This window comes from Ferviditalea candida (genome assembly GCF_035282765.1).
GTDB classification, from domain to species: Bacteria; Bacillota; Bacilli; order Paenibacillales; family KCTC-25726; genus Ferviditalea; species Ferviditalea candida.
On record NZ_JAYJLD010000016.1, the window covers coordinates 66,389 to 88,137 of the forward strand.

The 21,749-nt window shown below is 50.6% G+C and carries 21 protein-coding genes and 1 riboswitch; of the genes, 20 read left to right on the top strand and 1 reads right to left on the bottom strand.

Annotated elements, in window-relative coordinates; all coding sequences use genetic code 11:
* Positions 1 to 20 precede the first annotated feature (20 nt).
* The 14 genes from VF724_RS12080 to rsmI all read left to right on the top strand — a co-directional run bounded on the left by VF724_RS12080 (position 21) and on the right by rsmI (position 14,584).
* Positions 21 to 1,694, top strand: a complete 1,674-nt coding sequence (locus tag VF724_RS12080; RefSeq protein ID WP_371754501.1) for a copper amine oxidase N-terminal domain-containing protein — start codon at positions 21 to 23, stop codon at positions 1,692 to 1,694.
* 111 nt (positions 1,695 to 1,805) lie between these two features.
* Positions 1,806 to 2,501, top strand: a complete 696-nt coding sequence (gene pcrB / locus VF724_RS12085; RefSeq protein WP_371754502.1) for a heptaprenylglyceryl phosphate synthase — start codon at positions 1,806 to 1,808, stop codon at positions 2,499 to 2,501.
* Between the two features lie 19 nt (positions 2,502 to 2,520).
* Complete coding sequence (gene pcrA / locus VF724_RS12090; RefSeq protein ID WP_371754503.1) at positions 2,521 to 4,821, top strand: DNA helicase PcrA; 2,301 nt, start codon at positions 2,521 to 2,523, stop codon at positions 4,819 to 4,821.
* A gap of 102 nt (positions 4,822 to 4,923) precedes the next feature.
* On the top strand, positions 4,924 to 6,948 hold the full coding sequence (gene ligA / locus VF724_RS12095) for an NAD-dependent DNA ligase LigA (RefSeq protein ID WP_371754524.1): 2,025 nt from the start codon (positions 4,924 to 4,926) through the stop codon (positions 6,946 to 6,948).
* A 180-nt stretch (positions 6,949 to 7,128) separates the two neighbouring features.
* Positions 7,129 to 7,314: a sigma factor G inhibitor Gin gene (locus tag VF724_RS12100; RefSeq protein ID WP_371754504.1), complete on the top strand. Its 186-nt coding sequence runs from the start codon at positions 7,129 to 7,131 to the stop codon at positions 7,312 to 7,314.
* Positions 7,315 to 7,412: 98 nt separating this feature from the next.
* Positions 7,413 to 8,909: an aminotransferase class I/II-fold pyridoxal phosphate-dependent enzyme gene (locus VF724_RS12105; RefSeq protein ID WP_371754505.1), complete on the top strand. Its 1,497-nt coding sequence runs from the start codon at positions 7,413 to 7,415 to the stop codon at positions 8,907 to 8,909.
* A gap of 19 nt (positions 8,910 to 8,928) precedes the next feature.
* The gene (tmk, locus tag VF724_RS12110) at positions 8,929 to 9,576 is read left to right on the top strand and encodes a dTMP kinase (RefSeq protein WP_371754506.1); all 648 of its coding nucleotides are present in this window, start codon (positions 8,929 to 8,931) and stop codon (positions 9,574 to 9,576) included.
* A gap of 24 nt (positions 9,577 to 9,600) precedes the next feature.
* On the top strand, positions 9,601 to 9,930 hold the full coding sequence (gene darA / locus VF724_RS12115) for a cyclic di-AMP receptor DarA (protein WP_371754507.1): 330 nt from the start codon (positions 9,601 to 9,603) through the stop codon (positions 9,928 to 9,930).
* A gap of 27 nt (positions 9,931 to 9,957) precedes the next feature.
* Entirely contained in the window at positions 9,958 to 10,404 is a 447-nt protein-coding gene (locus VF724_RS12120; RefSeq protein ID WP_371754508.1) for a YaaR family protein, read from the top strand.
* A gap of 236 nt (positions 10,405 to 10,640) precedes the next feature.
* On the top strand, positions 10,641 to 11,621 hold the full coding sequence (gene holB, locus VF724_RS12125) for a DNA polymerase III subunit delta' (RefSeq protein ID WP_371754509.1): 981 nt from the start codon (positions 10,641 to 10,643) through the stop codon (positions 11,619 to 11,621).
* A 5-nt stretch (positions 11,622 to 11,626) separates the two neighbouring features.
* Entirely contained in the window at positions 11,627 to 12,430 is an 804-nt protein-coding gene (locus VF724_RS12130) for a PSP1 domain-containing protein (protein WP_371754510.1), read from the top strand.
* A gap of 29 nt (positions 12,431 to 12,459) precedes the next feature.
* A complete protein-coding gene (locus VF724_RS12135; RefSeq protein WP_371754511.1) occupies positions 12,460 to 12,786 on the top strand; it encodes an initiation-control protein YabA in 327 nt (108 codons plus the stop codon).
* A 126-nt stretch (positions 12,787 to 12,912) separates the two neighbouring features.
* On the top strand, positions 12,913 to 13,722 hold the full coding sequence (locus tag VF724_RS12140) for a tRNA1(Val) (adenine(37)-N6)-methyltransferase (RefSeq protein ID WP_371754512.1): 810 nt from the start codon (positions 12,913 to 12,915) through the stop codon (positions 13,720 to 13,722).
* Positions 13,685 to 14,584 (top strand): 16S rRNA (cytidine(1402)-2'-O)-methyltransferase, encoded by a 900-nt coding sequence (gene rsmI, locus VF724_RS12145; protein WP_371754513.1) that lies wholly within the window; start codon positions 13,685 to 13,687, stop codon positions 14,582 to 14,584. The genes VF724_RS12140 and rsmI overlap by 38 nt, the downstream gene beginning before the upstream one ends.
* A gap of 104 nt (positions 14,585 to 14,688) precedes the next feature.
* On the opposite strand, the gene VF724_RS12150 is transcribed toward rsmI, so the two are convergent.
* A complete protein-coding gene (locus tag VF724_RS12150; RefSeq protein ID WP_371754514.1) occupies positions 14,689 to 14,943 on the bottom strand; it encodes an AbrB/MazE/SpoVT family DNA-binding domain-containing protein in 255 nt (84 codons plus the stop codon).
* A 364-nt stretch (positions 14,944 to 15,307) separates the two neighbouring features.
* Between VF724_RS12150 and VF724_RS12155 the strand changes: the two genes are divergently transcribed.
* The 6 genes from VF724_RS12155 (at position 15,308) to yabG (ending at position 21,568) form a co-directional block, all read left to right on the top strand.
* Positions 15,308 to 16,549: an HD domain-containing protein gene (locus VF724_RS12155; RefSeq protein WP_371754515.1), complete on the top strand. Its 1,242-nt coding sequence runs from the start codon at positions 15,308 to 15,310 to the stop codon at positions 16,547 to 16,549.
* A gap of 17 nt (positions 16,550 to 16,566) precedes the next feature.
* Positions 16,567 to 17,334: a TatD family hydrolase gene (locus VF724_RS12160; protein ID WP_371754516.1), complete on the top strand. Its 768-nt coding sequence runs from the start codon at positions 16,567 to 16,569 to the stop codon at positions 17,332 to 17,334.
* A gap of 228 nt (positions 17,335 to 17,562) precedes the next feature.
* A riboswitch (cyclic di-AMP (ydaO/yuaA leader) is annotated at positions 17,563 to 17,731 on the top strand.
* Positions 17,732 to 17,879: 148 nt separating this feature from the next.
* Positions 17,880 to 19,019, top strand: a complete 1,140-nt coding sequence (locus VF724_RS12165; protein WP_371754517.1) for a resuscitation-promoting factor — start codon at positions 17,880 to 17,882, stop codon at positions 19,017 to 19,019.
* A gap of 126 nt (positions 19,020 to 19,145) precedes the next feature.
* Entirely contained in the window at positions 19,146 to 19,694 is a 549-nt protein-coding gene (rnmV, locus tag VF724_RS12170) for a ribonuclease M5 (protein ID WP_371754518.1), read from the top strand.
* Positions 19,691 to 20,587 (top strand): 16S rRNA (adenine(1518)-N(6)/adenine(1519)-N(6))-dimethyltransferase RsmA, encoded by an 897-nt coding sequence (rsmA, locus tag VF724_RS12175; protein ID WP_371754519.1) that lies wholly within the window; start codon positions 19,691 to 19,693, stop codon positions 20,585 to 20,587. The genes rnmV and rsmA overlap by 4 nt, the downstream gene beginning before the upstream one ends.
* A 132-nt stretch (positions 20,588 to 20,719) precedes the next feature.
* Positions 20,720 to 21,568, top strand: a complete 849-nt coding sequence (yabG, locus tag VF724_RS12180) for a sporulation peptidase YabG (protein ID WP_371754525.1) — start codon at positions 20,720 to 20,722, stop codon at positions 21,566 to 21,568.
* The last annotated feature ends 181 nt before the right edge of the window (positions 21,569 to 21,749 follow it).

The window sequence follows — 21,749 nt, forward strand, 5'->3', positions numbered from 1 at the left end:
ATAGCAGGGGGAATGTCACTTTGAAAAAGAAGTTTGGGATTTTGGCGGTTTTGTTTTTCTTATGTTTTCAGTTGCTTTTACTTCCGGTAATGGCTTCAGCAACCAGTTCGATCACTTGGGGGGAGCCCCAAAAGGTAGTCTATGATCAATTATACGACGGGATTTTCACTTTCGGCGATCCTCTTCAGGGTGCCGACATAACCGGGATGAATTTAAGCACGCTGCAGATGACGGGCGACAAGAAAAAGATTGATTTGGTTATCAGCATCTATCACGAGATGGCGGCTAACGGGGTTGTTGAGTTAGGTACGGAAGGACTGCAGGATGCGACAGATGGAAATTTGCCGCAATTTACGAGTGGAGCGAGGCTTCAGCAAGGGTACACCTATCTCATTGTGACAGCCGACGGCTCATACGCGAAAATCCGGATCGATCAACTCCTTCCCGCCAAGGTTGTCTTTTCTTTTGTGATGCAATCCACCGCGCCTTTGGCCCCCCCTGCCTCAGCAAATCAAAGCGGCAGTACGGGGAATAATCCGGGAACCGATACCTCCAATGTAGTCGGGAGCTATGAATTAGAGGAAGGCCAGGCGGCGAAAGTCTCATGGCAAGAAGACGTGCTCCCCGGCGACGCCAATTTTGAACTGTACCGTTCGGACAATGGGGGAGATTATATCAAGCTGACAGATTTCATGCTGACTGACACTTCGTTTGTGGACAAGTATATTTTTGTCGGTCATACGTATCTTTATAAAATCGTTGCCTATGACAGTTCTTATAATAAGACTCATACGATAGGTCCAATGCGTCTTGTCATCAAACCCAAATCGCAAACGGGTTCGCCGGGAGCAACCAAAATTGTTTTGCAGCTCGACAACAAAAATGCAATGGTAAACGGTGTGAAAAAAACGTTGGATGCTGCTCCTGCCTTGGTGGACGGAAGAACCCTGGTCCCCCTTCGGTTTATTGCCGAAGCATTGGGAGCTAAAGTGAAGTGGGACGGCAGCGAACAAAAAATATCCTTAGACTTAAACGGAAATTCGATTGCCCTGTGGCTTAATAATTCTCAAGCCAAAGTGAACGGCAGCAATGTGATGCTGGATGTCCCGCCTCAGCTCATCGCCGAAACTACGATGGTACCGGTGCGGTTTGTCAGCGAGAATTTAAAACAAGCGATCGAATTTGACAATGCGACGGGAACGATTACGATCACCGGTCAAGGAAACGCTCAGACCTCATCTTCAAATCAGAATTTGGACAATAATTCTCCAGACCTGAGCTACTTTTTTCATACTTGGAAAATGCGGATTCCAGGCGCTGTTGTAACCAGTCCGATACCGGGCACAAGTGATGTAGTGACCAACGCTACACCGGGGGCGGATGCCGGCAATCTTCAAGTGAAAAGTGATGGAACCTATGTTTGGCAGAGCATCTGGGACGGAAAAACGATTAAGGGTTCTTGGAGAAAGACCAACCTCCCCGATTACCCCATTATTTTGCTGCGCGGTGAAGAAGGGAAGGATTGGAAGCTGGGGAAATCAGATAAAAATACTTGGGGCGGCGGAGATATTGTTATTTATGATGGTCAAAGCATCAGCCAGAATGGGGATCTTCAACAGCAGCCGAAGGCCATACCCATCTCCCTAAACAACACTAAAGTATGGGTTGCGTTATTTCAGTCACCCGAAGGGTGATTTTGTTCCGTTTTTTGTTGGCCAAGTAAAATTGACACCGCCGGGTTCCTGTCATAGACTGTTCATAGAAACAAAAGAACATGCCAGAATTTGATTGCGGAGGTCGTTTCCTTGCAGGAAGCTCTGCTGGAATGGAAGCACATTTTTAAGCTGGACCCCGAACGCGAATTGTCGGATGAAGCATTGGAACGGATCTGCCAATCCGGCTCGGATGCGGTGATGGTCGGGGGCTCTTCAGGCGTAACTTATGACAATACAGTGGATCTTTTATCCCGAATTCGGTGTTTTTCGATTCCCTGCATACTTGAAGTTTCCAGCCGGGAAGCGGTCGCGCCCGGATTCGATTTCTACTTGGTGCCTTTGGTGCTCAATGCCTCCGAGGTCGATTGGGTCGTCGGGCACCATCAGCGTGCGCTGAAGGATTACGGGCAGTTGATGCCCTGGGACCTGCTTGCGGCAGAAGGCTACATTATCCTGAACGGAGCTTCGACAGCAGCCCAATTGACCGGTTCGCGAACCGAGCTCGACGCCAAGGATGTGTTGGCCTACGCCTTGCTGGCAGACCGGCTGCTCCGTCTCCCGGTTGTTTATCTGGAATACAGCGGCACCTTTGGCGATATGGAATTGGTCACCCGGGTCAAAAACGTCCTGCACCAAGCCAGATTGTTTTACGGGGGCGGAATCGACAGTGCGGCTAAGGCGGCAAGAGCCGCTCAGGCCGCCGATACCATCATCGTGGGTAATGTCATATACGAAGATTTGGAGCAAGCGCTGCAGACCGTCAAGGCGAAGGCGCTTGAAGATTAATTGAAAGGTTGTCAGTGATATGAATGGAGCTGTTGACATTTATCAGGCGTTGGACAAGCTGAATCGGCAGCAGCGGAAAGCGGTGGAGTCGGTGGACGGGCCGCTGTTGATCATGGCCGGGGCGGGAAGCGGCAAAACCCGCGTGCTGACGCATCGGATCGCATACCTGATTGCCACGCGCAAAGCGGCGCCGTGGAGCATTCTGGCGATCACCTTCACCAATAAAGCCGCCAGAGAAATGCAGCAGCGGGTCGCCGCGCTGGTCGGTCCGGCGGGACAGGATATTTGGGTGTCCACGTTCCATTCTATGTGCGTGCGGATTCTGCGAAAAGATATCGAGCGCATCGGCTATTCTTCCAATTTTACCATTCTCGATTCGACGGATCAGCTGTCCGTGGTGAAAAGCTGCTTGAAGGAGCTCAATATCGATGTGAAAAAATTCGATCCGCGGGCTGTGCTTTCCACCATCAGCGGAGCGAAGAACGAGCTGGTAACCGCCGAACAATACGAGAGCAAGATCGGCGATTATTTTCAGGGCGTCGTGGCCAAAGTGTATGCGTTGTACCAGAAAAAGCTGAGAAGCAACAATTCGCTGGATTTCGACGATCTCATCATGCAGACGATCCGCTTGTTTACTGAAGTCCCGGAGGTGCTGGAATTTTATCAGCACAAATTTCTATATCTTCATGTCGACGAATACCAGGATACGAACCGGGCGCAGTACATGCTCTGCCGGATGCTGGCGGACAAGTACCGCCGGATTTGCGTGGTGGGCGACAGCGATCAGTCGATCTACCGCTGGCGCGGCGCCGATATCAGCAATATCCTCAATTTTGAAAAAGACTATCCGGAAGCGGAGACGATTCTGCTGGAGCAAAATTACCGCTCCACCTCCAATATTCTGGATGCCGCCAACAGCGTGATCGCTAACAACACGGGACGCAAGCCGAAGAAATTATGGACGGACCGGCAGGGCGGCGCGAAGGTACGGATCTATCAATCCGAATCCGAACACGACGAAGGTTATTTCATTACCAAAATCATCCGCGACCATCTGGCAAAAGGCGGAAAATACCGGGACCATGCCATATTGTACCGGACCAACGCCCAATCCCGCGTCATCGAGGAAATCCTGATCAAGTCCGATATTCCTTATCAGATCGTGGGTGGAATCAAATTCTACGATCGGAAGGAAATCAAGGATTTGCTTGCCTATCTCCGGCTGGTTTCCAATCCGGATGATGATTTGAGCTTCTCGCGGATCGTCAATGTGCCGAAGCGAGGCATCGGCGACGCCACCGTCGAAAAGCTGGCTGCCGCTGCGGCGGGCAGGGGAGTTTCGATGATGCGGCTGCTGGACGATCTCGATGAGACGGGGGACGTTTCCGGACGCTCGAAAAACGCGCTTCAGGAGTTCGGGCAGCTGATCGGGAACCTGAGCGCGATGGGCGATTATTTATCCGTCACGGAGCTGACCGAGCAGGTGCTGGAAAAGACCGGGTACAAGCTGGAATTGATGCGGGAAGGCACGATTGAAGCGAAATCCCGCTTGGAGAACATCGAGGAATTTCTGTCCGTTACGATGGATTTTGAAAAACGCAATGAGGACAAGTCGCTGATCGCCTTCCTGACGGATCTGGCCTTGATCGCCGACATCGACACGATGAACGGGGACGACCAGAACGGGCAGGATGCGGTAATATTGATGACCATGCACAGCGCCAAAGGCTTGGAGTTTCCCGTTGTGTTCATCGCGGGTATGGAAGAAGGGGTCTTTCCGCACAGCCGGACGCTGTTCGACGACGAGGAGCTGGAGGAAGAGAGAAGGCTTGCCTATGTCGGTATCACGAGAGCGGAAAAGGAGCTGTATCTGACCTGTGCCCAAATGCGCACCTTATTCGGGCGCACGTCGATGAATGCGCCATCCCGCTTTCTCGATGAAATTCCGGAGCAGTTTAAGGAACAGATACAGCCCGCAGAAGACCGTGCAGCGAGGGGTTACGGGGGTTCTGCCGGCTACGGCGGCCGTTATGGCTGGAATGAATCCCGCCGAACGATCAACGGGGGTTCGGGTGAAGCGGCAAACCGACATTCTGTGCCGGCTGCCCGGGCCGCTTCCGGAAATCCCGCCGGACGGAACGCCAATGATCCGATCCCCGATTTTAAAGCGGGCGACAAGGTTTCCCATAACAAGTGGGGAGTCGGCGTAGTCGTATCCGTTAAAGGTGAAGGTGACGACACAGAGATGCAAATCGCTTTTCCCGCACCAGTCGGTCTCAAACGCCTGCTCTCCCGGTTTGCCCCGATTACCCGGGCGTGAGGTTTCGAATCCCGGCCGAATGGCACAATAAGATAGAGCGGATATCACATTGAATGATTTAGCTTTAATAAATCCGTTGCCCATGGAGGTGGAGATGTGAACATGCAGCTATCGGAAAAACTGGATCGCATGAAAAGCTTGATCGAGGAAATCAACAAGCATAACTACTATTACTATACATTGGACCAACCGGTCATCAGCGACGCGGATTATGACATTTTGTACGATGAACTGGTTGCGCTGGAGAAGGAAACTGGGGTTCTGCTGCCGGAATCCCCCACGCAAAGAGTGGGAGGCGAGCTGCTCAAGGGATTCACCGAGCACAAGCATCTGGTTCGGCTTTGGAGCTTGGACAAGGCACAGAACTTGGACGATTTGATGGCCTGGCATGCAAGGGTCCGGAAGCTGGTTGAGGAGCATCGTGCCCGCAATCCGGAGGAGGAGCTTCCGCCGCTTTCTTATGTGCTGGAGCTGAAGTATGACGGACTTACCTTGAATTTGACCTATGAAGACGGTCTGCTGGTTCAGGCGGCGACAAGGGGGAACGGAGTGGTCGGTGAGGGAATTCTGCCCCAGGTCAAGACCATCCGCTCGATCCCTTTGCAAATTCCGTACGATCAGGGTGTGCTGGAGGTTCAAGGCGAAGGCATCATGAATTTGTCCGTGCTGGAGGAGTACAACAAGACCGCCGCGGAGCCGTTGAAGAACGCCCGCAATGCGGCTGCGGGCGCGCTGCGGAACCTCAACCCGAAGGTGACGGCGGAACGGAGGCTGGATGCCTTCATATATAATGTCGGCTATTCGGGCTCCCTGCAGTTTGCCGATCACCGGGAAATGGTCGATTTTCTCAAGAGCAATCACTTTAAAGTGAATCCCTATATCCTGTATATGGATACGATCGAAGAAGTGGCTCAGGAAATTGAACGGATTTCGGAAATGCGGTTTGATCTCGATTATTTGATCGACGGGGCCGTGGTCAAAATCGCCGATATGCGAACGAGGGAATTGTTGGGGTACACCGATAAATTTCCGCGCTGGGCGATCGCATACAAATTTGAAGCGGAAGAAACGACCACGGTGCTGAAGGGCGTTACCTGGGATGTGGGACGCACGGGCAAGCTGACTCCGGTGGCGACCGTAGAGCCTGTGGAATTGGCCGGGGTGACGGTGCAAAAATGCACGTTGAACAACATGGGCGACATTGAACGCAAAAATTTGAAATATGCCTTGGGCACTCTGGTCATCATTCGCCGCTCAAATGATGTCATTCCTGAAATTCTCGGAAAAGTAAGCGATGATCGGGACGGCGAGGAAATCGTGGTTCCGACCATTTGCCCGGCGTGCGGCACGGAACTCGAGCAGCGGGGAGCGCACCTGTTCTGCGGCAACCGGTTGGGTTGCAAGCCGCAATTGATCGCCCGGATCACCCATTATGCTTCCCGGGACGCGATGGATATCGAAACGTTCAGCGTGATGACGGCCGAGCAGTTGTATGAAGAGCTGGACCTAAGGGATCCCGCGGATTTGTATGATCTGACTTTCGAAGATCTGATCGGGCTCGAACGATTCGGCGAGAAAAAGGCAACGAATCTTCTGGAAGCGATCGACAAAAGCAAGACCCGCGGGCTATCCTCCTTTCTGTTTGCGCTCGGCATTCCCAATACCGGCAAAACGACGACGAAGGTGCTTTCGGACCATTTCGGCAGTCTTGAAAAGGTGATGGCGGCTTCAAAGGAAGAATTGATGGCATTGCCGGATATCGGTGAAATCGTTGCCGACAGCATCGTGACGTTTTTCCGGGATGAGACGATGCGGCGGAGCATCGAACGGATGCTGGAATCCGGGGTACGCCCGGCTGCCGAAGAAAAAGCGGAGCCGGCAAGCATCGACAGCATGTTCGCCGGCAAGACCATAGTGCTGACCGGCACCTTGCACAGCATGAGCCGGGATGAGGCGGCGAAGAAGCTGGAGAGGCTCGGGGCGAAGGTGACCGGCAGCGTATCCAAGAAAACGGATATGGTGATTGCCGGGGAAAACGCCGGAAGCAAGCTGGCCAAAGCGAAGGAGCTCGGCCTGCAGATCCTTGATGACGAGGAGGAATTATTGCGGCTGCTTGACGGTATTTAGAAACCTGTCTTGCAGACCCCTCGACACTGTTCGTCAAATCTACCAGCCGTTCAAAAAAACTGGAGCGGTACATACACCTTAAACCCTTGAATAACATACATTATTGTAACAGCAGCGAAAGTTTAGAAAGATAGATTTCGTGCAATAATGATAGTAAAAGATTCGAGGGTGAAACCAGCCATGGATGAACAAAGAGATTCCACCTGCATTATCTGCAAACAGGAGAAGTCGGATGGAATCAAGATCTATTTCAGGTTCATATGTTCCGATTGCGAAAAGGAAATGGTGCAGACGGATGTTCAGGATACGAAATATTTATTTTTCATCGATCGGATGAGGCAGATTTGGGATCAGAAAAATGCCTGATGGGCAAGAAAAGGGGGACTTCCGCGCGGATTTTGGAAGGATTCCTTTTTTTGTTGTAAGATAAATGTACAAAACGCGAAACGGATGGGGGCATCGGTATGGATCAATCGAGAGCGCCGCTGTTTGAAGCGCTGCTTGAGCATCATCGGAGGCGGCCGGTCAGCTTTCATGTGCCCGGACACAAATCGGCGGCTCGGCAGATTTGGACGGACTTGGACGCGTCTGCGCATTCTTTTTTCAAAGATGTGCTGAACATTGATCTCACAGAAATTGCAGGTTTGGATGACATTCACCAACCCGAAGGGGTGATTCGGGAGGCGGAACAGCTTGCGGCGCAATGCTTCGGAGCGGAGCGGACGTTCTTCCTCGTGAACGGAAGCACTGCCGGCAATCTGGCGATGATCCTGGCGCATTGCGGGCCGGGGGATCTGCTGATTGTACAGCGGGACGTGCATAAATCCGTCATCCACGGGCTCATGCTGGCCCGGGCGAGAGCCGTCTTCGTCTCACCGCTGATTGATGAACGGTCCGGCCTTGCCGTCGGTGTCGAACCGGCAGCGCTCAAACAGGCGCTTGACGCTTATCCGGAGGCTAAGGGGGTGCTGCTTGTCCGTCCGAATTATTACGGGATGGCCGGTGATTTGAAAGCGCTTGTACAGCTTGTCCATGCTTCCGGAAAGCCGGTGTTTGTCGATGAGGCGCATGGCGCGCATTTGGGGTTTCATGAAGAGATACCGCCGTCAGCCTTAACCGCCGGAGCGGACGTTGTCGTTCAATCGACCCATAAGATGCTTCGCTCGATGACCATGGGTTCGATGCTTCATGTGCAGGGCAGCTTGGCAAAGCCCGGGGAAATCCGGAAATTTTTATCGATTCTGCAGACAACCAGCCCTTCTTATCCAATTATGGCTTCACTCGATCTTGCGAGAAGAGACATGCACATGTACGGACGTGAACAAATTGAAAAAGGCCTGGAAGCGGTCCGTTTGTTTGCCGCGGGCATGAGCGGACTGCCCTGGTTTGAGCTTGTTTCGGATAAAGCGGGTAATCAGGCAGGACGGATAAAGGACCCCTTTAAAGTGATTGTAGCCGACCGCACCGGAACCTTCAGCGGGTACTCGCTGCAGAGTGAGCTGGAACGCCGCGGATGTATGGCGGAGATGGCCGACCTGCGGCATGTTCTGTTAGTATTCAGCCCGTTCTCGACTTACGGCCATGCGGAAAAGCTACTTCGGGCTTTTAACCGGATTTCCGGCGATTACAAATTGCAAAAGAAGGAACTTCAAAATCAGGCAACGAATAATATAGGTACGAATCTGCAATTAAACGTCATCTCTTCACCTGTATCCTTCGATGCGCATAACGGCAGCCAGCCGCTTAGTCTCCATACGGTCGGATTGACGGAAGCGGAAGACGCGGTTTCCGCGGAAATGGTCGTCCCTTATCCTCCGGGCGTACCGGTTCTGTATCCCGGTGAACGGATCAACGGAACGCATATCCGCTATTTGCGGAAGCTTTCCGAAGCGGGAGCACGGTTTCACGGTGTGAAGGATGCGAAGCTACAAACGATTGAGGTCTATTTTGAAAATTCATAATATATTTCGGGGGTCGGCAGTGAAAGGAATATTTATTACATTTGAAGGACCGGACGGCGCGGGAAAGACCACCCAGTTAAAAAAGCTGGCTTTCGCTTTGCAGGAAGAGGGATGGTCAGCGGTGGTAACCCGGGAACCCGGAGGCACGATGATCAGCGACAAAATCAGGGAGATTCTGCTCTCCCCCGATCATGTGGAGATGTCCGACCAGGCTGAAGTTTTGCTTTATGCGGCATCAAGAGCGCAGCACGTTCGGGAACTTATTGCGCCTTCATTAAATAGAGGGGAAATTGTGCTTTGCGACCGCTTTGTCGATGCCAGCATTGCGTACCAGGCATACGGATTGGGCGTTGAAGAGCGGGTGGTCCGGTCGGTTAATGAATTCGCGACCGGAGGCTTGGTTCCAGACCGCACTTATATGCTGGATATCCCTGTGGAAGAAAGCAGGCACAGATTGTTGACGAGATCCGGGGCGGAACTGACGCCGGAATTGGATCGGATCGAGCAGAAGGAACTGGAATACCACCGCAGGGTGAGAGAGGGATTTCTTCGCATCGCGCAGGCGGAGCCGCACCGTGTTCGGCTGCTCGACGCTGCCGGATCGGAAGAGGTACTGGCCGGAGCAATCCTGTCCGATGTGAAACTGCTGTTGGAGCGTTGTCTATAGGGGTTATGATAAGGAGGGATCAGGATGAGATTGGTGATTGCAGTCGTTCAGGATAAGGACAGCAACCGCCTGTCCGCTGCTTTGATCAAGGATGGGTTCCGTGCGACCAAGCTGGCCAGCACCGGGGGGTTTCTAAGAGCCGGAAACACCACCTTCTTAATTGGGATCGAGGATGACAGAGTGGACGAAGTGATTCAGATCATCAAGTCCAACTGCAAGGTGAGGGACCAGCTGGTCACTCCAGTATCCCCCATGGGCGGCACGACGGATGCCTATATTCCGTTTCCTGTAGAAGTGCAGGTCGGGGGGGCGGCGGTTTTTGTGCTTCCGGTGGAGCGTTTTGAACATTTTTGAGTCAGGAATCAAGGATGTGATGAAGCAATGAAGATCAATCCGGGATGGATGCCTCTCGAAAAAGAGGTGTGGAGGAACAGCTCGCTGGTCCATAACCCTGTCCAGCAAAAAAGCTTTTCCGATATGCTGACACATCAGGAAGAAAAAGCCAACGAAGAGCAGCTGAGACGCTTCCTGAAGAAAATCGACGAACAAGGGGAGCGCTTGTCCAAAGCGATGAACGTGCGGGAGTTGAGGGCTTACAAGCTGCTCGTCAAACAGTTTCTCGAGAATACGGTTCGCCGTGCGATCGGCATCAAGGATACAAGGGGCTGGGATCGAAGAGGCAGAGGAAAGCGTTACAAGCTGCTGGAGGAACTGGATTCCATGCTGCTGGAGATGGCTGAGGAGCTGCTGGAGCATGAGCAGGGCAAAATACAGCTGTTGGGCAAAATCGGTGAAATCCGCGGTATGCTGATTAATTTGTTGTTTTAGAGCGTGTTCAAAAAGTTGGGTCGCTGCGCAAAAGGGGTGTGCCTCCGGCGCTGTTGAAATCGTAAAACAAGATTCAATTTAGGAAAAGGGATGGCACTCCACCGTGCTCATTCCCTTATTCCTTCATACTCCATTTGAAAAAAATTCACGCAAATTAATCCGTCGGACAGACTCCCAGGGCTCGCGATGCCTAAGACAACGGGACTTTGATAAAATTTTTACGGAGCGATACGGATATGTCTTTTCAAACGATCAAGGCGGAACAGCCTCAGGCGGTTCAAACGCTGCAGAATGCGCTGCAAAATCAAAAGGTTTCCCATGCATATATTTTTCACGGTCCTCCGGGAACGGGGAAAAAAAAAGCGGCGCTAGCTTTGGCCAAGGCAATTTTTTGTTTGCGGAGCGATACGGAAGGCTGCGACCAATGTGTCGAATGCCGGAAGCTGGAACACGGCAATCATCCTGATCTGCATATGCTGGAGCCAGACGGAACCGCCGTCAAAATCGAACAAATTCGCGGACTGCAGAGAGAATTTGCCTATCGTTCCGCACAATCGCAGACGAAGATTTATATCATTCTTCATGCGGAGCGAATGACGGTTCAAGCGGCCAACAGCCTGCTGAAATTTCTGGAGGAGCCGAATTCGAAAGTGGTTGCCGTCCTCATTACGGAGAATGGACATGCCCTGCTGCCAACCATTCGATCGCGTGCCCAATGGGTTCCATTCACTCCCGCAGCTCCCCAAGTATTGGCAAAGCAGCTGCTCGGGGAGGGACATCCCCCTTCGTTGGTTTATCCGGCTGTGCACATGGCCGCGGGTATGGAAGGGGCTAGGGAATTTATCCAGTCAAATTGGTTTGCGGAATTGTTAAACGTAGTGATACAATTAGCAAAGGAGGTTTTTGTCGACCTCTCGTCCGCAATGATGATGGCCTATCACAAGGTCGTCAAAACGGAACTTATCGATCATATTGACAAGCTCATGGATCTGTTCATACTGCTGTTCAAAGATATGATTCAGGTTCAGTGGAACCGGAAGGACAGCATCGTCTTTAAAAATCAAGCCGATTGGATTGCCAAGACGGCTTTTGCGAGGGATCCCGCATTCTGGATCCGGAATATGGAGCGTGCGGCTGAGAGTCAAAAGCGTTTGCGTTTTCACGCCAATGCTCAGCTTGCTTTGGAACAGTTTTTGATCGGGTTGGAAGGGAGGTAGATTGATTGTACGATGTGGTAGGCGTTCGTTTCAAAAAAGCGGGTAAAATCTATTATTTCGATCCGGCTGATCTTCCCGTAACGAAGGACAATCATGTTATTGTGGAAACGGCCCGCGGGATCGAGTACGGCCTAGTAGTCGTCGGAAAAATGACGGTCGGAGAGTCCGATGTTGTGCTTCCGCTGAAAAGAGTGATCCGCATTGCGGATGAAACGGATGCCACGGTAGTGGAAAGGAATAAAGCAGCCGCCAAGGACGCTTTCGGCATATGCTTGCAAAAGATCGCAGATCATAAGCTGGAAATGAAATTGGTGGATGTGGAATATACATTTGACCGCAATAAAGTCATCTTTTATTTTACTGCGGAAGGCCGCGTCGATTTCAGGGAACTTGTAAAGGATCTTGCCAGCATTTTTAGAACAAGGATCGAATTGCGTCAGATCGGGGTACGCGACGAAGCCAAAATATTGGGAGGCTTGGGCCCTTGCGGCCGTACGCTTTGCTGCTCGTCTTGGCTGGGGGATTTTGCGCCCGTCTCGATCAAGATGGCGAAGGATCAAAACCTGTCTTTAAATCCGACGAAAATATCCGGACTTTGCGGCCGTTTGATGTGCTGCCTTAAATTTGAGCATGACAATTATGAAAGCGTGAAAGAAGAGATTCCCGGCGTTGGAAGTGAAGTGATAACATCCTTGGGCAACGGAAAAGTTGTGGGAGCCAAAGTGCATGAACGCGTTGTTCTGGTGCAAATCTATGAATCCGGCAGGATCATGGATCTTCCTTTCGATGATGTGGTGAAGCTGACATAAGCGGTACTCATATATGCTGGGGTGGAATTGTGGAGAAAAAAGACATCTACAAACAAATCGGTGAACTGGAAGATCGCATGGGTTCCATGTCCGGCGATCTTGCCTCGCTAAAAAAGCAAATCATCCTCCTGCTGGAAGAAAATAAACGAATGAGCATCGAAAATCAACAGCTGCGAAAGCTGCTCAAGAACGAATCTGCGGAATCGGGCTTGAAAGAGGAACAACAGACAGTGGGAGTAGGATACGAAAATTTGATTCGTTTGTATCACGAAGGTTTTCACATATGCAATGTCTACTACGGACACTTGAGAACGGAAGGAGACTGTCTTTTTTGTCTCTCTTTCCTTCATAAATAACCGGCCGCAGGGTAATTCGACCTGCGGCATTTTTGCACGCAATTAAAATTTTTATTTCCTGTCCGTCCGGGTATAATGTAACGTAAATATCACCAACAAAAGCGAATGGGAGTCGGAATAAAATCGATGACACAAGTGGAATTGCGTGAAAACGAACGGATTGATGATTTGCTGACACGTCAATTGAAGATCATTCAGAGTCCCGAGGTGTTCAGTTTTTCCATGGATGCAGTGCTTTTGGCCAGGTTCTGTTCAGTTCCGGCCAAGGGAAAGATTCTAGACATGTGTACGGGCAACGGGGTGATTCCGCTGCTGCTCTCGACGCGAACGAAAGCGCATATCTCGGGTATCGAAATCCAGGAACGGCTGTATGATATGGCAGTCCGCAGCGTGCGGCTGAACGGCTTGGAGCGGCAGCTGGAAATGCTCCATGGCGATTTGCGGGATTTGCACAAACAGACCGGATACGGCAGCTTCGATGCGATTACCGTTAATCCCCCGTATCTGCCTGTAAACGCAGGCGAGCAAAACGTCAATGAATATGTAGCCATTGCCAGGCATGAAATCTTCGCTACGCTGGAGGAGGTTATCGCTGCCGCTGCCAGACTGGTCAAGCCCGGCGGAAAAGTCGCCATGGTTCACAGGCCCTCCCGGGTGACGGAAATTTTGACGCTGCTGCGGGATTATCGCCTTGAGCCGAAACGTATCCGATTTGTACATCCGCGTGCCGAACAGGAGGCGAATATGGTATTGATCGAAACGATTCGTGACGGACGACCGGAGGTACGGCTGCTTCCTCCGCTTATTGTGTACCGAAACGAAACGGAATACTGCCAGGAATTAATGGATATTTATTATGGACAAAAGGACCGTTTGATTGAAAACGGCGGGGGTCAGGATGAACATACAGAAAAGCTATGCCCAAACCCCATCTGACGGACGGGAACGGCAAATTCAGAGAGGCAAGCTCTATTTGGTAGGAACGCCGATCGGCAATTTGGACGATATGACCTTTCGCGCCGTTCAGGTGTTGAAGGATGCGGATTGGATTGCCGCTGAGGATACGAGACAGACGCGGAAACTGCTGAATCACTTTCAGATTGCCGGCAGACTGGTCAGCTATCATGAACATAATAAGCAAGCGCGCGGCCAGGAACTGCTGGACAAGCTTAGGCAGGGGGAAACGATTGCGCTGGTCAGCGATGCCGGTTTGCCGGCAATCTCCGATCCGGGGGAAGATCTGGTCAGACAGGCTGTAGAGGAGCAGATTGCCGTGATTCCGATTCCCGGGGCGAACGCCGCTTTATCGGCGCTGATCGTGTCCGGCCTCCCGACAGAAGAATTTCGGTTTGCGGGATTTCTCCCCCGCGACAAAAAGAAGCTGTCCGAAAAGCTGCATCGGCTCAATAGGTCTGCCGGAACCGTAATCGTCTATGAATCCCCGCATCGTTTGGAAAAAATACTGGAGCAAATGCTGGAGGCTTGGGGCGATTGCAGGATCGGGATGGCCAGGGAACTGACGAAAATTCATGAGGAAATCGCTCGCGGCACTCTCTCTGAATGCTTGGAGTGGGTCAAAGAACATCCGCCAAGGGGGGAATACTGCCTGGTCGTTCATCTCGCTGGCGAAGCTGCCGAGAACCGATCGGAAGAGTCCTGGTGGAACGGTTTAAGCATTGAGGAGCATGTCGCCTACTATGAAAAACAAGGCGGTGACCGAAAGCAGGCGATGAAGAAAGCGGCGGTCGACCGCGGTATGTCCAGGAGAGATATATACAACGAACTGATCGAAAAGTAAAGGAATCCCCCGTGAAACGGGGTTACCCGACACGAGGGATATCAAGGAGATATAAAAAGGTTAGAATTAACAATACGGTATATGATTATTATATACTATTTTTTTTATTTTGTCACAGGTGTAGGCATTTCGGAAATACATTCGTTGCAAACAATTTTTCCTTTGAAATATGTGACGTTTTCGGCGTTTCCGCAGAAAATGCAGGCGGGCTCGTACTTTTTCAGCATGATGCGCTCTCCGTCCACATATATTTCCAAAGCATCTTTTTCACCGATCCCGAGTGTGCGGCGAAGTTCAATGGGAATGACGACACGGCCCAATTCATCTACTTTTCTAACAATCCCGGTTGATTTCATCATTTTAGTTTGTCTCCTCTCATAAAATCACAAATCGTCATTATTCGACATATTTTTAGGGTTTATGATACCAGCTATTCCCATAATAGTCAATGGCGACGACTAACAATTAATTACATTATAACATTCATCTGGTTAAAATCACGTGCTATTTACACGTTTAAAATAAAGTTGACTGGTTTTAAAAAATATGATAATGATGACTGTAATAACACCAAAAATATACGAAAATGTGGAAAATCAGAGGAAGGAGAAATGAATTTCGGCCGGATCATTTTTGGGGTGGATTTCCAGTAAAAAAGAAACCTATTCGACAAAATCCAACGACAACGCAGGAATTGCCGAATATTTGCCGGGGGGTTAGCCGATGAAGCGGTTGCGGGAAGAAAAAGTTTTTAAAGATCCGGTACATAAATATATCTACGTGCAGAATGAAACGATCTGGGATTTGATCAATACCCCGGAATTTCAGCGCTTGCGCAGAATACGCCAGCTCGGAACTTCCTTTCATACCTTTCATGGCGCCGAACACAGCAGATTCTCCCATTCGCTTGGCGTATATGAGATCACACGAAAGATTATTTCGCAGTTCGAGCGCAACGAATATGTCGATTGGCCCAAGGAAGAGAGTTTGCTGTGCTTGGCTGCGGCTCTGCTTCACGATGTGGGGCACGGTCCGTTTTCACATTCGATTGAACCGGTTTTCGGCATGCGCCATGAAGAATGGTCCCGGCGGATCGTGCTCGGTGAAACCGAGGTCAACCGGGTGCTGCGGGACGTGTCCCCGTTATTTCCGGAACGGGTCGCTGCGGTAATCGGCAAGTCCTACTCCAAACCGATTGTCGTCAGCTTGATTTCGAGCCAACTGGATGCCGACAGAATGGATTATCTGTTGAGAGACGCTTATTTTACCGGGGTGAATTACGGCACCTTCGATTTGGAGCGAATCCTGCGCGTTCTCAGACCGCATGGCGGACGGATTGTCGTCAAGGACAGCGGCATGCATGCGGTGGAGGATTATTTGATGGCGCGGTATCAAATGTACTGGCAGGTCTATTTTCATCCGGTTACCCGCAGCTCGGAAATCATCCTGAGGAAAATTTTTCTCAGAGCAAAAGCGCTCTTAGAAGAACATTACGATTTTCGGTTTATGGTATATCCTATGCGGGAATGGCTTCAACGGACAATTACGGTCAAGGAGTATCTGCTGTTGGATGAACCGTTCGTGCAAATGGCAATTATGCAGTGGATCCGCGAGGATGACCCTATTCTGGCCGATTTATGCAGCCGTTTCATGCACCGCAAGCTGTTCAAATATGTGACTATGGATACGCTGGATACGGCGTTTGTCGAGGATATGAAGCGGGCTATTCTTCAAGTAGGCATGGATCCGGCATACTATCTGGAAATTGATTTTCCGACGGATCTGCCGTATGATTTATACCGACCGGGAGGAAATGAAGAAAAATTGCCCATTTATTTGCTTTCCGACCGGGACCGCTTGGCCGAGATTACCGACAAATCGGACATTGTCCGTTCCATCAGCGGGATTCACAAAGGACAATATGAAGTGTATTTCCCTTCCGAAGTCGCGCCAGGATTTCATTAACGATAAAGGAGAAAGTCATGCTGATCGATAGCCATGCTCATCTCGACGCCGCGCATTTTGACGATGATCGGGAAGAAGTGATACAACGTGCCCTCGCTCAAGGAGTAACGGCCATAGTGAATATCGGCTTTAACCGGGAGACCATTCCCACGACTTTAAAGCTTTCCGAAGCTTATGAATTTATTTATGCCGCGGTCGGATGGCACCCCCAGGACGCCATCGACATGAAGCCCGAGGACCTGGGATGGATTGAACAAAGCTGTGCAAGGGAGAAGGTGCTGGCCATCGGGGAGATCGGCTTGGATTATTATTGGGATACCTCTCCGAAAGACGTTCAGCATCAAGTATTCCGCGAACAGATTCGTTTGGCCAGAAAGCTGCGAATGCCGATCATTATCCACAATCGGGACGCTCATGAAGATGTCGTGCGGATTCTCAGGGAAGAGAAGGCGGACGAGGTTGGAGGCATTATGCACAGTTTTTCCGGAAGTTGGGAAATTGCCAAGCAGTGTCTGAACTTGAATTTTTATATCTCCTTCAGCGGACCGGTCACGTTCAAGAATGCAAAGCAGCCCAAAACGGTGTTGGCCAACGTACCGCTTGACCGATTGCTCGTGGAAACCGATTCACCGTATTTGACTCCCCATCCCTATCGGGGAAAGCGGAACGAGTCGGCTTATGTCCGGTTAATTGCGGAGACGGCTGCGGAAATCAAAGGGTTACCAATTGCGGAAATAGAAGAAATCACAACAAGCAATGCCAAAAAAATACTTGGAATATTATAGCATCAAATGGATTGGGCGAGAAATTGGAAGCAAAGATGCAATAAATAGCTTTTTCTTAATTGAAATCATCAGAATCCAACGAACTTTCCGCAGTTCCGGGGGAATTTTCATTTCGGATGGACTTTACAGGGGGGGCGGTAAAGCGTAAGATACTTCCATAAAGACGTCCCGTGCCCGTTTCAGTTCACCCTCAGGTGATGAAAGCGGCACATTAAAGTGAATAGGACAGTTCCAAAATCGCTGAGTTCCCGATTTTCGGGAAACGGGGGAACCATACGTCGATTGTGCACAGAGCAGACGGCGTATTATTTTGGGGTGAATTCGGCCTTCTCGGCCGATAGGGCGACTCCGGCGTCCGAATCCGACAGCTAACCTCGTAAGCGTGCTGAGAGACTATCTTCATGCATCCATTTCACCTTGAACGAAACAAGCCGCGGAAGAGTTTCTCAGAAGCCGGGCTTTTTTTGTTTGTCAATTTGTCTAGTCGCGTCAAGTTTCAGTCAAATTTTAGTTTAATGGCGAGACTATGAAGGAGGACCGATTGAATGGGACCGCTCCAAATCGGGGACACCCATGTAAAGCGATCATCCGGCATGTCTTACGCAATGCTTTGGAAACGTGAGAATTATCGCACTGTTCTGATGGTGGCTTTAGTTTCTTTCCTGATCTTATTTTTATTCGCGTTTCTTTTGTACGGTACGGCCGTTAAGCGTGTTCAGCTGATCGTGAACGGACAAGAATCCCTTGTGGAAACAAAACGCTGGAATCTGCAGAAGCTGCTGGACGACAGAAATATTACCGTTGGCGCACACGACCGAACTTCGATTCCGCTGCAAGGAGCAATCAAAGACGGGGATACGATTATGGTCAATCATACGACCCCTGTCCTCTTGAGTGCCGACGGCAAGACGGAAATCCGGTATACGACCGGGACTACCGTAGCGGATGCCATCGCAGATTTGCATCTGTCATTGGGCAAATATGACAAAGTGCTGCCCGCCCTCGATTCGCCGCTTGCAGCTAATGCTCCGATCCGGATCATCCGGGTGAATAAAGTCGTCGAACAGAAAAAAGAAACCATCCCTTTTGAAGTGGTTCGCAAGAATGATCCCAGTTTGTTAAAGGGGAAAGAGAAGGTGCTCCAGGAAGGCCGGGAGGGGCTTAAAACCATTACATTGGAGAAGACCTTTGAAGACGGGGCGCTGAAGAATGTGCTTGTGCTGGATGCGGTTACGAAGACTGAGAGCTCCGACAGAATCGTTGCCGTCGGCACCCGCAAGCCGGTCACCATTCTGTCAGCCTCGTCGCCGAATATTCAGGATGTAGTCAAGACAGGTATCAAGTTTAGCGTCAAACGGGTTTTGAACGATGTGATTTTGACCGCTTATGATTCGGGCGTCGAGTCCACCGGCAAAAGCAAAAACCATCCCCAGTTCGGCATTACATATACCGGAACGAGGGTTCAGGAAGGGCGGACGATTGCAGTCGATCCGAATGTGATTCCATTGGGCTGGTGGGTTTATATTGACGGCATCGGCTTTCGCAGAGCTGAGGATATCGGCAGCGGTGTGAAAGGCAAGTGGATCGATATCTATTACGACAGCCCGGCATATGCCGATCGTTTCGGGATGAAGCGGGGCGCAACCGTATATGTGATCGGACCGAAAAAACCGGAATCGGATTAAGATGCTGTGAATTCATGGAATCGTCTTTCTGCCTGCCTTATGGCTGGCGGATCGGCGATTTTTTCCTTTCAGCCGCATTGTGATAAGATGTATTTATGCCATTTCAAGGGGAAGGGATTTATTTTCATGATCAAGGAAATTATTGTTGTTGAAGGCAAATCCGACACCGTAGCCATCCGCAATGCCGTACAGGCGGAAACGATTGAAACGGGCGGATCAGCCATTAACAATGAAATTATAGAACGTATCCGGCTGGCCCGCGAACGAAGAGGCGTGATTATTTTTACGGATCCCGACCACGCAGGCGAGCGTCTCCGCAAAATTATTTCAGAACGGGTTCCCGGCTGCAAGCACGCTTTTTTGAACCGGGAAGAAGCTTTAGGCAAAAGAAATATAGGCGTGGAAAATGCCGACCCCGAAGCGATTCGTAAGGCTTTGGAACAGTTGAAAACGGAAATTTTGGATGCCGAGCCGCAAATCGGCTGGGACGATTTATTGGCGGCCGGATTGATCAACCACCCCGATGCGGCTGCGCGCAGAATGAAAATGGGAAAGCTGTTGAGGATCGGTTATGCGAATGGAAAGCAGTTCTATAAACGATGTCATATTTTTCAAATCAGCCGCGAAGAATTTATGGTCGCGTGGAAGAAATTGGATGAAGAGGGGTTGCTATGAACACATTGTCTCAAGGCGCGATCGGCTCCCCCAAAAGAACGAAAGAACTTCTTCAGAAATACGGATTGACCTTGAAAAAAAGTCTTGGGCAAAATTTTCTTGTTGACCGCAATATCCTGCTCAAGATCGTGAATGCAGCGGGACTTGACAGCGCCAAGGGGGCGTTGGAGATTGGCCCCGGAATCGGGGCGTTGACTCAGCAGCTGGCGGAAACGGCGGGGAAAGTGGCGGCCGTGGAAATCGATCAGCGATTGATCCCGGTGCTGGAGGATGTGCTGCGACCTTATCCGAATGTGAAAATTATTCACGGCGATGTGCTGAAGGTCAACCTCCGCGCTGTTTTAGCCGATTATTTCAGCGGGCTTCAAGGTATCAGCGTCGTGGCCAATCTGCCTTATTACGTGACCACCCCAATTGTCATGCGGCTGCTTGAGGAGCGGCTGCCGTTTGAGAATATCGTTATCATGATCCAGAAGGAAGTTGCCGAACGGATGGCGGCTAAACCCGGCAGCAAGGATTACGGCAGCTTGAGCGTGGCCGTGCAGTATTTCAGTGAGCCGGAGCTGGTGGCACAGGTGCCGCGCACTGTGTTTATTCCTCAGCCGAATGTCGATTCGACGGTGATTCGCTTGAAATTGCGAAACGAGCCGCCAATTGAGATTGAGGATGAAGATTTCTTCTTCAGGGTTGTTCAGGCTTGTTTTGCCCAGCGGCGAAAAACCTTGTTAAACAACCTGCTTTCAGCATTCGTCGGCAAAGCGGACAAGCAGCTTTTGCTGACTGCTTTGGATCAATGCGGGATTGATCCCGTTCGCCGCGGAGAGACGCTGCAGATGCATGAATTTGCCGCTTTAAGCGGTCGACTGCGCGAAATCGCAAACGCAGAATCCTGATCCCGCATATTTTGCCGAATGTTTGTCCAGGGAGTAAACTCAGCGCAATAACGATGCCCCGGTATTTCCCCTTTTTCATCACCATTTGCCTATGCCAGCCATAGGATAGTTTGAGGGAGGGGATCAGTTGTGTTGATGCAAGGAGATCTTGTCGTCAGAAAATCCTACAGGGGAGACGTTGTATTCCGGATTCAGGATGCCGATCAACAAAGGGCCATTCTGAAGGGTGTAGAGTTCAGACTATTGGCTGACGCGCCGATTTCCGACCTGCAGCGGATTGAAGATCTGCATCTCCACAGGGGGACCGTACAGTCTCTTTTGAAAACGAAAGAATCGGTTAAACTTCTGGAGCTGTACAAACGAACGCAAAGGGAAAAGATGGAGAACGGGCTTCCGTTCGATAGGGATAAAATGCCGTATTTTGAGCTTCCCGGGAAAGTGCTCCATCTCGATGGAGATCCGGCATATTTGCGAAAGAGCATGAGCGTATATGGGGAATTGAGAATACCTGCGGAAGGCCACTTCGTGAACGAAGTCGACATGGCGGAAGCATTGTATCGGCTTTTGCCGCTTGTTAAACCCGATATTGTTGTGATCACCGGGCACGACGGACTGCTGAAGCATCGACCGGATCCGGAAATACACAGCTTGAACAACTATAAAAATTCAATCAATTTTGCACGTGCGGTGAGAGTAGCCCGCGAGTACGAGCGGAATCGGGATGCGCTGACGGTCATTGCGGGCGCCTGCCAATCGCATTTTGAGGCGCTGCTCCATGCCGGAGCCAATTTCGCAAGTTCTCCGAAGCGAATCCTGATTCATGCGCTGGATCCCGTTTATATCGCAGCGAAAGTGTCATACACCCCAATCAAGGACACGATCAACATCTTTGATGTGATCAGCCATACGATCAGCGGGATGGAAGGTTTGGGCGGTATTGAAACGAAGGGGAGCTATCGCATCGGACTCCCTAAAATCTGACTGGCTTTAAAAATTATGAATTTTATGTGAATGAGGTGTTCAAAAAAAGTCTGAAAAACCGGTGAACCCTGTGAGATATACCGTGTCAAACGTCTGAGAAAATGTCACCTTAACTCGTCCGAGAAAATGTCACTTTTGTAGTGTTCCGAGCCACCGTTAGGTGGCTTGGACTGTCTTTGAA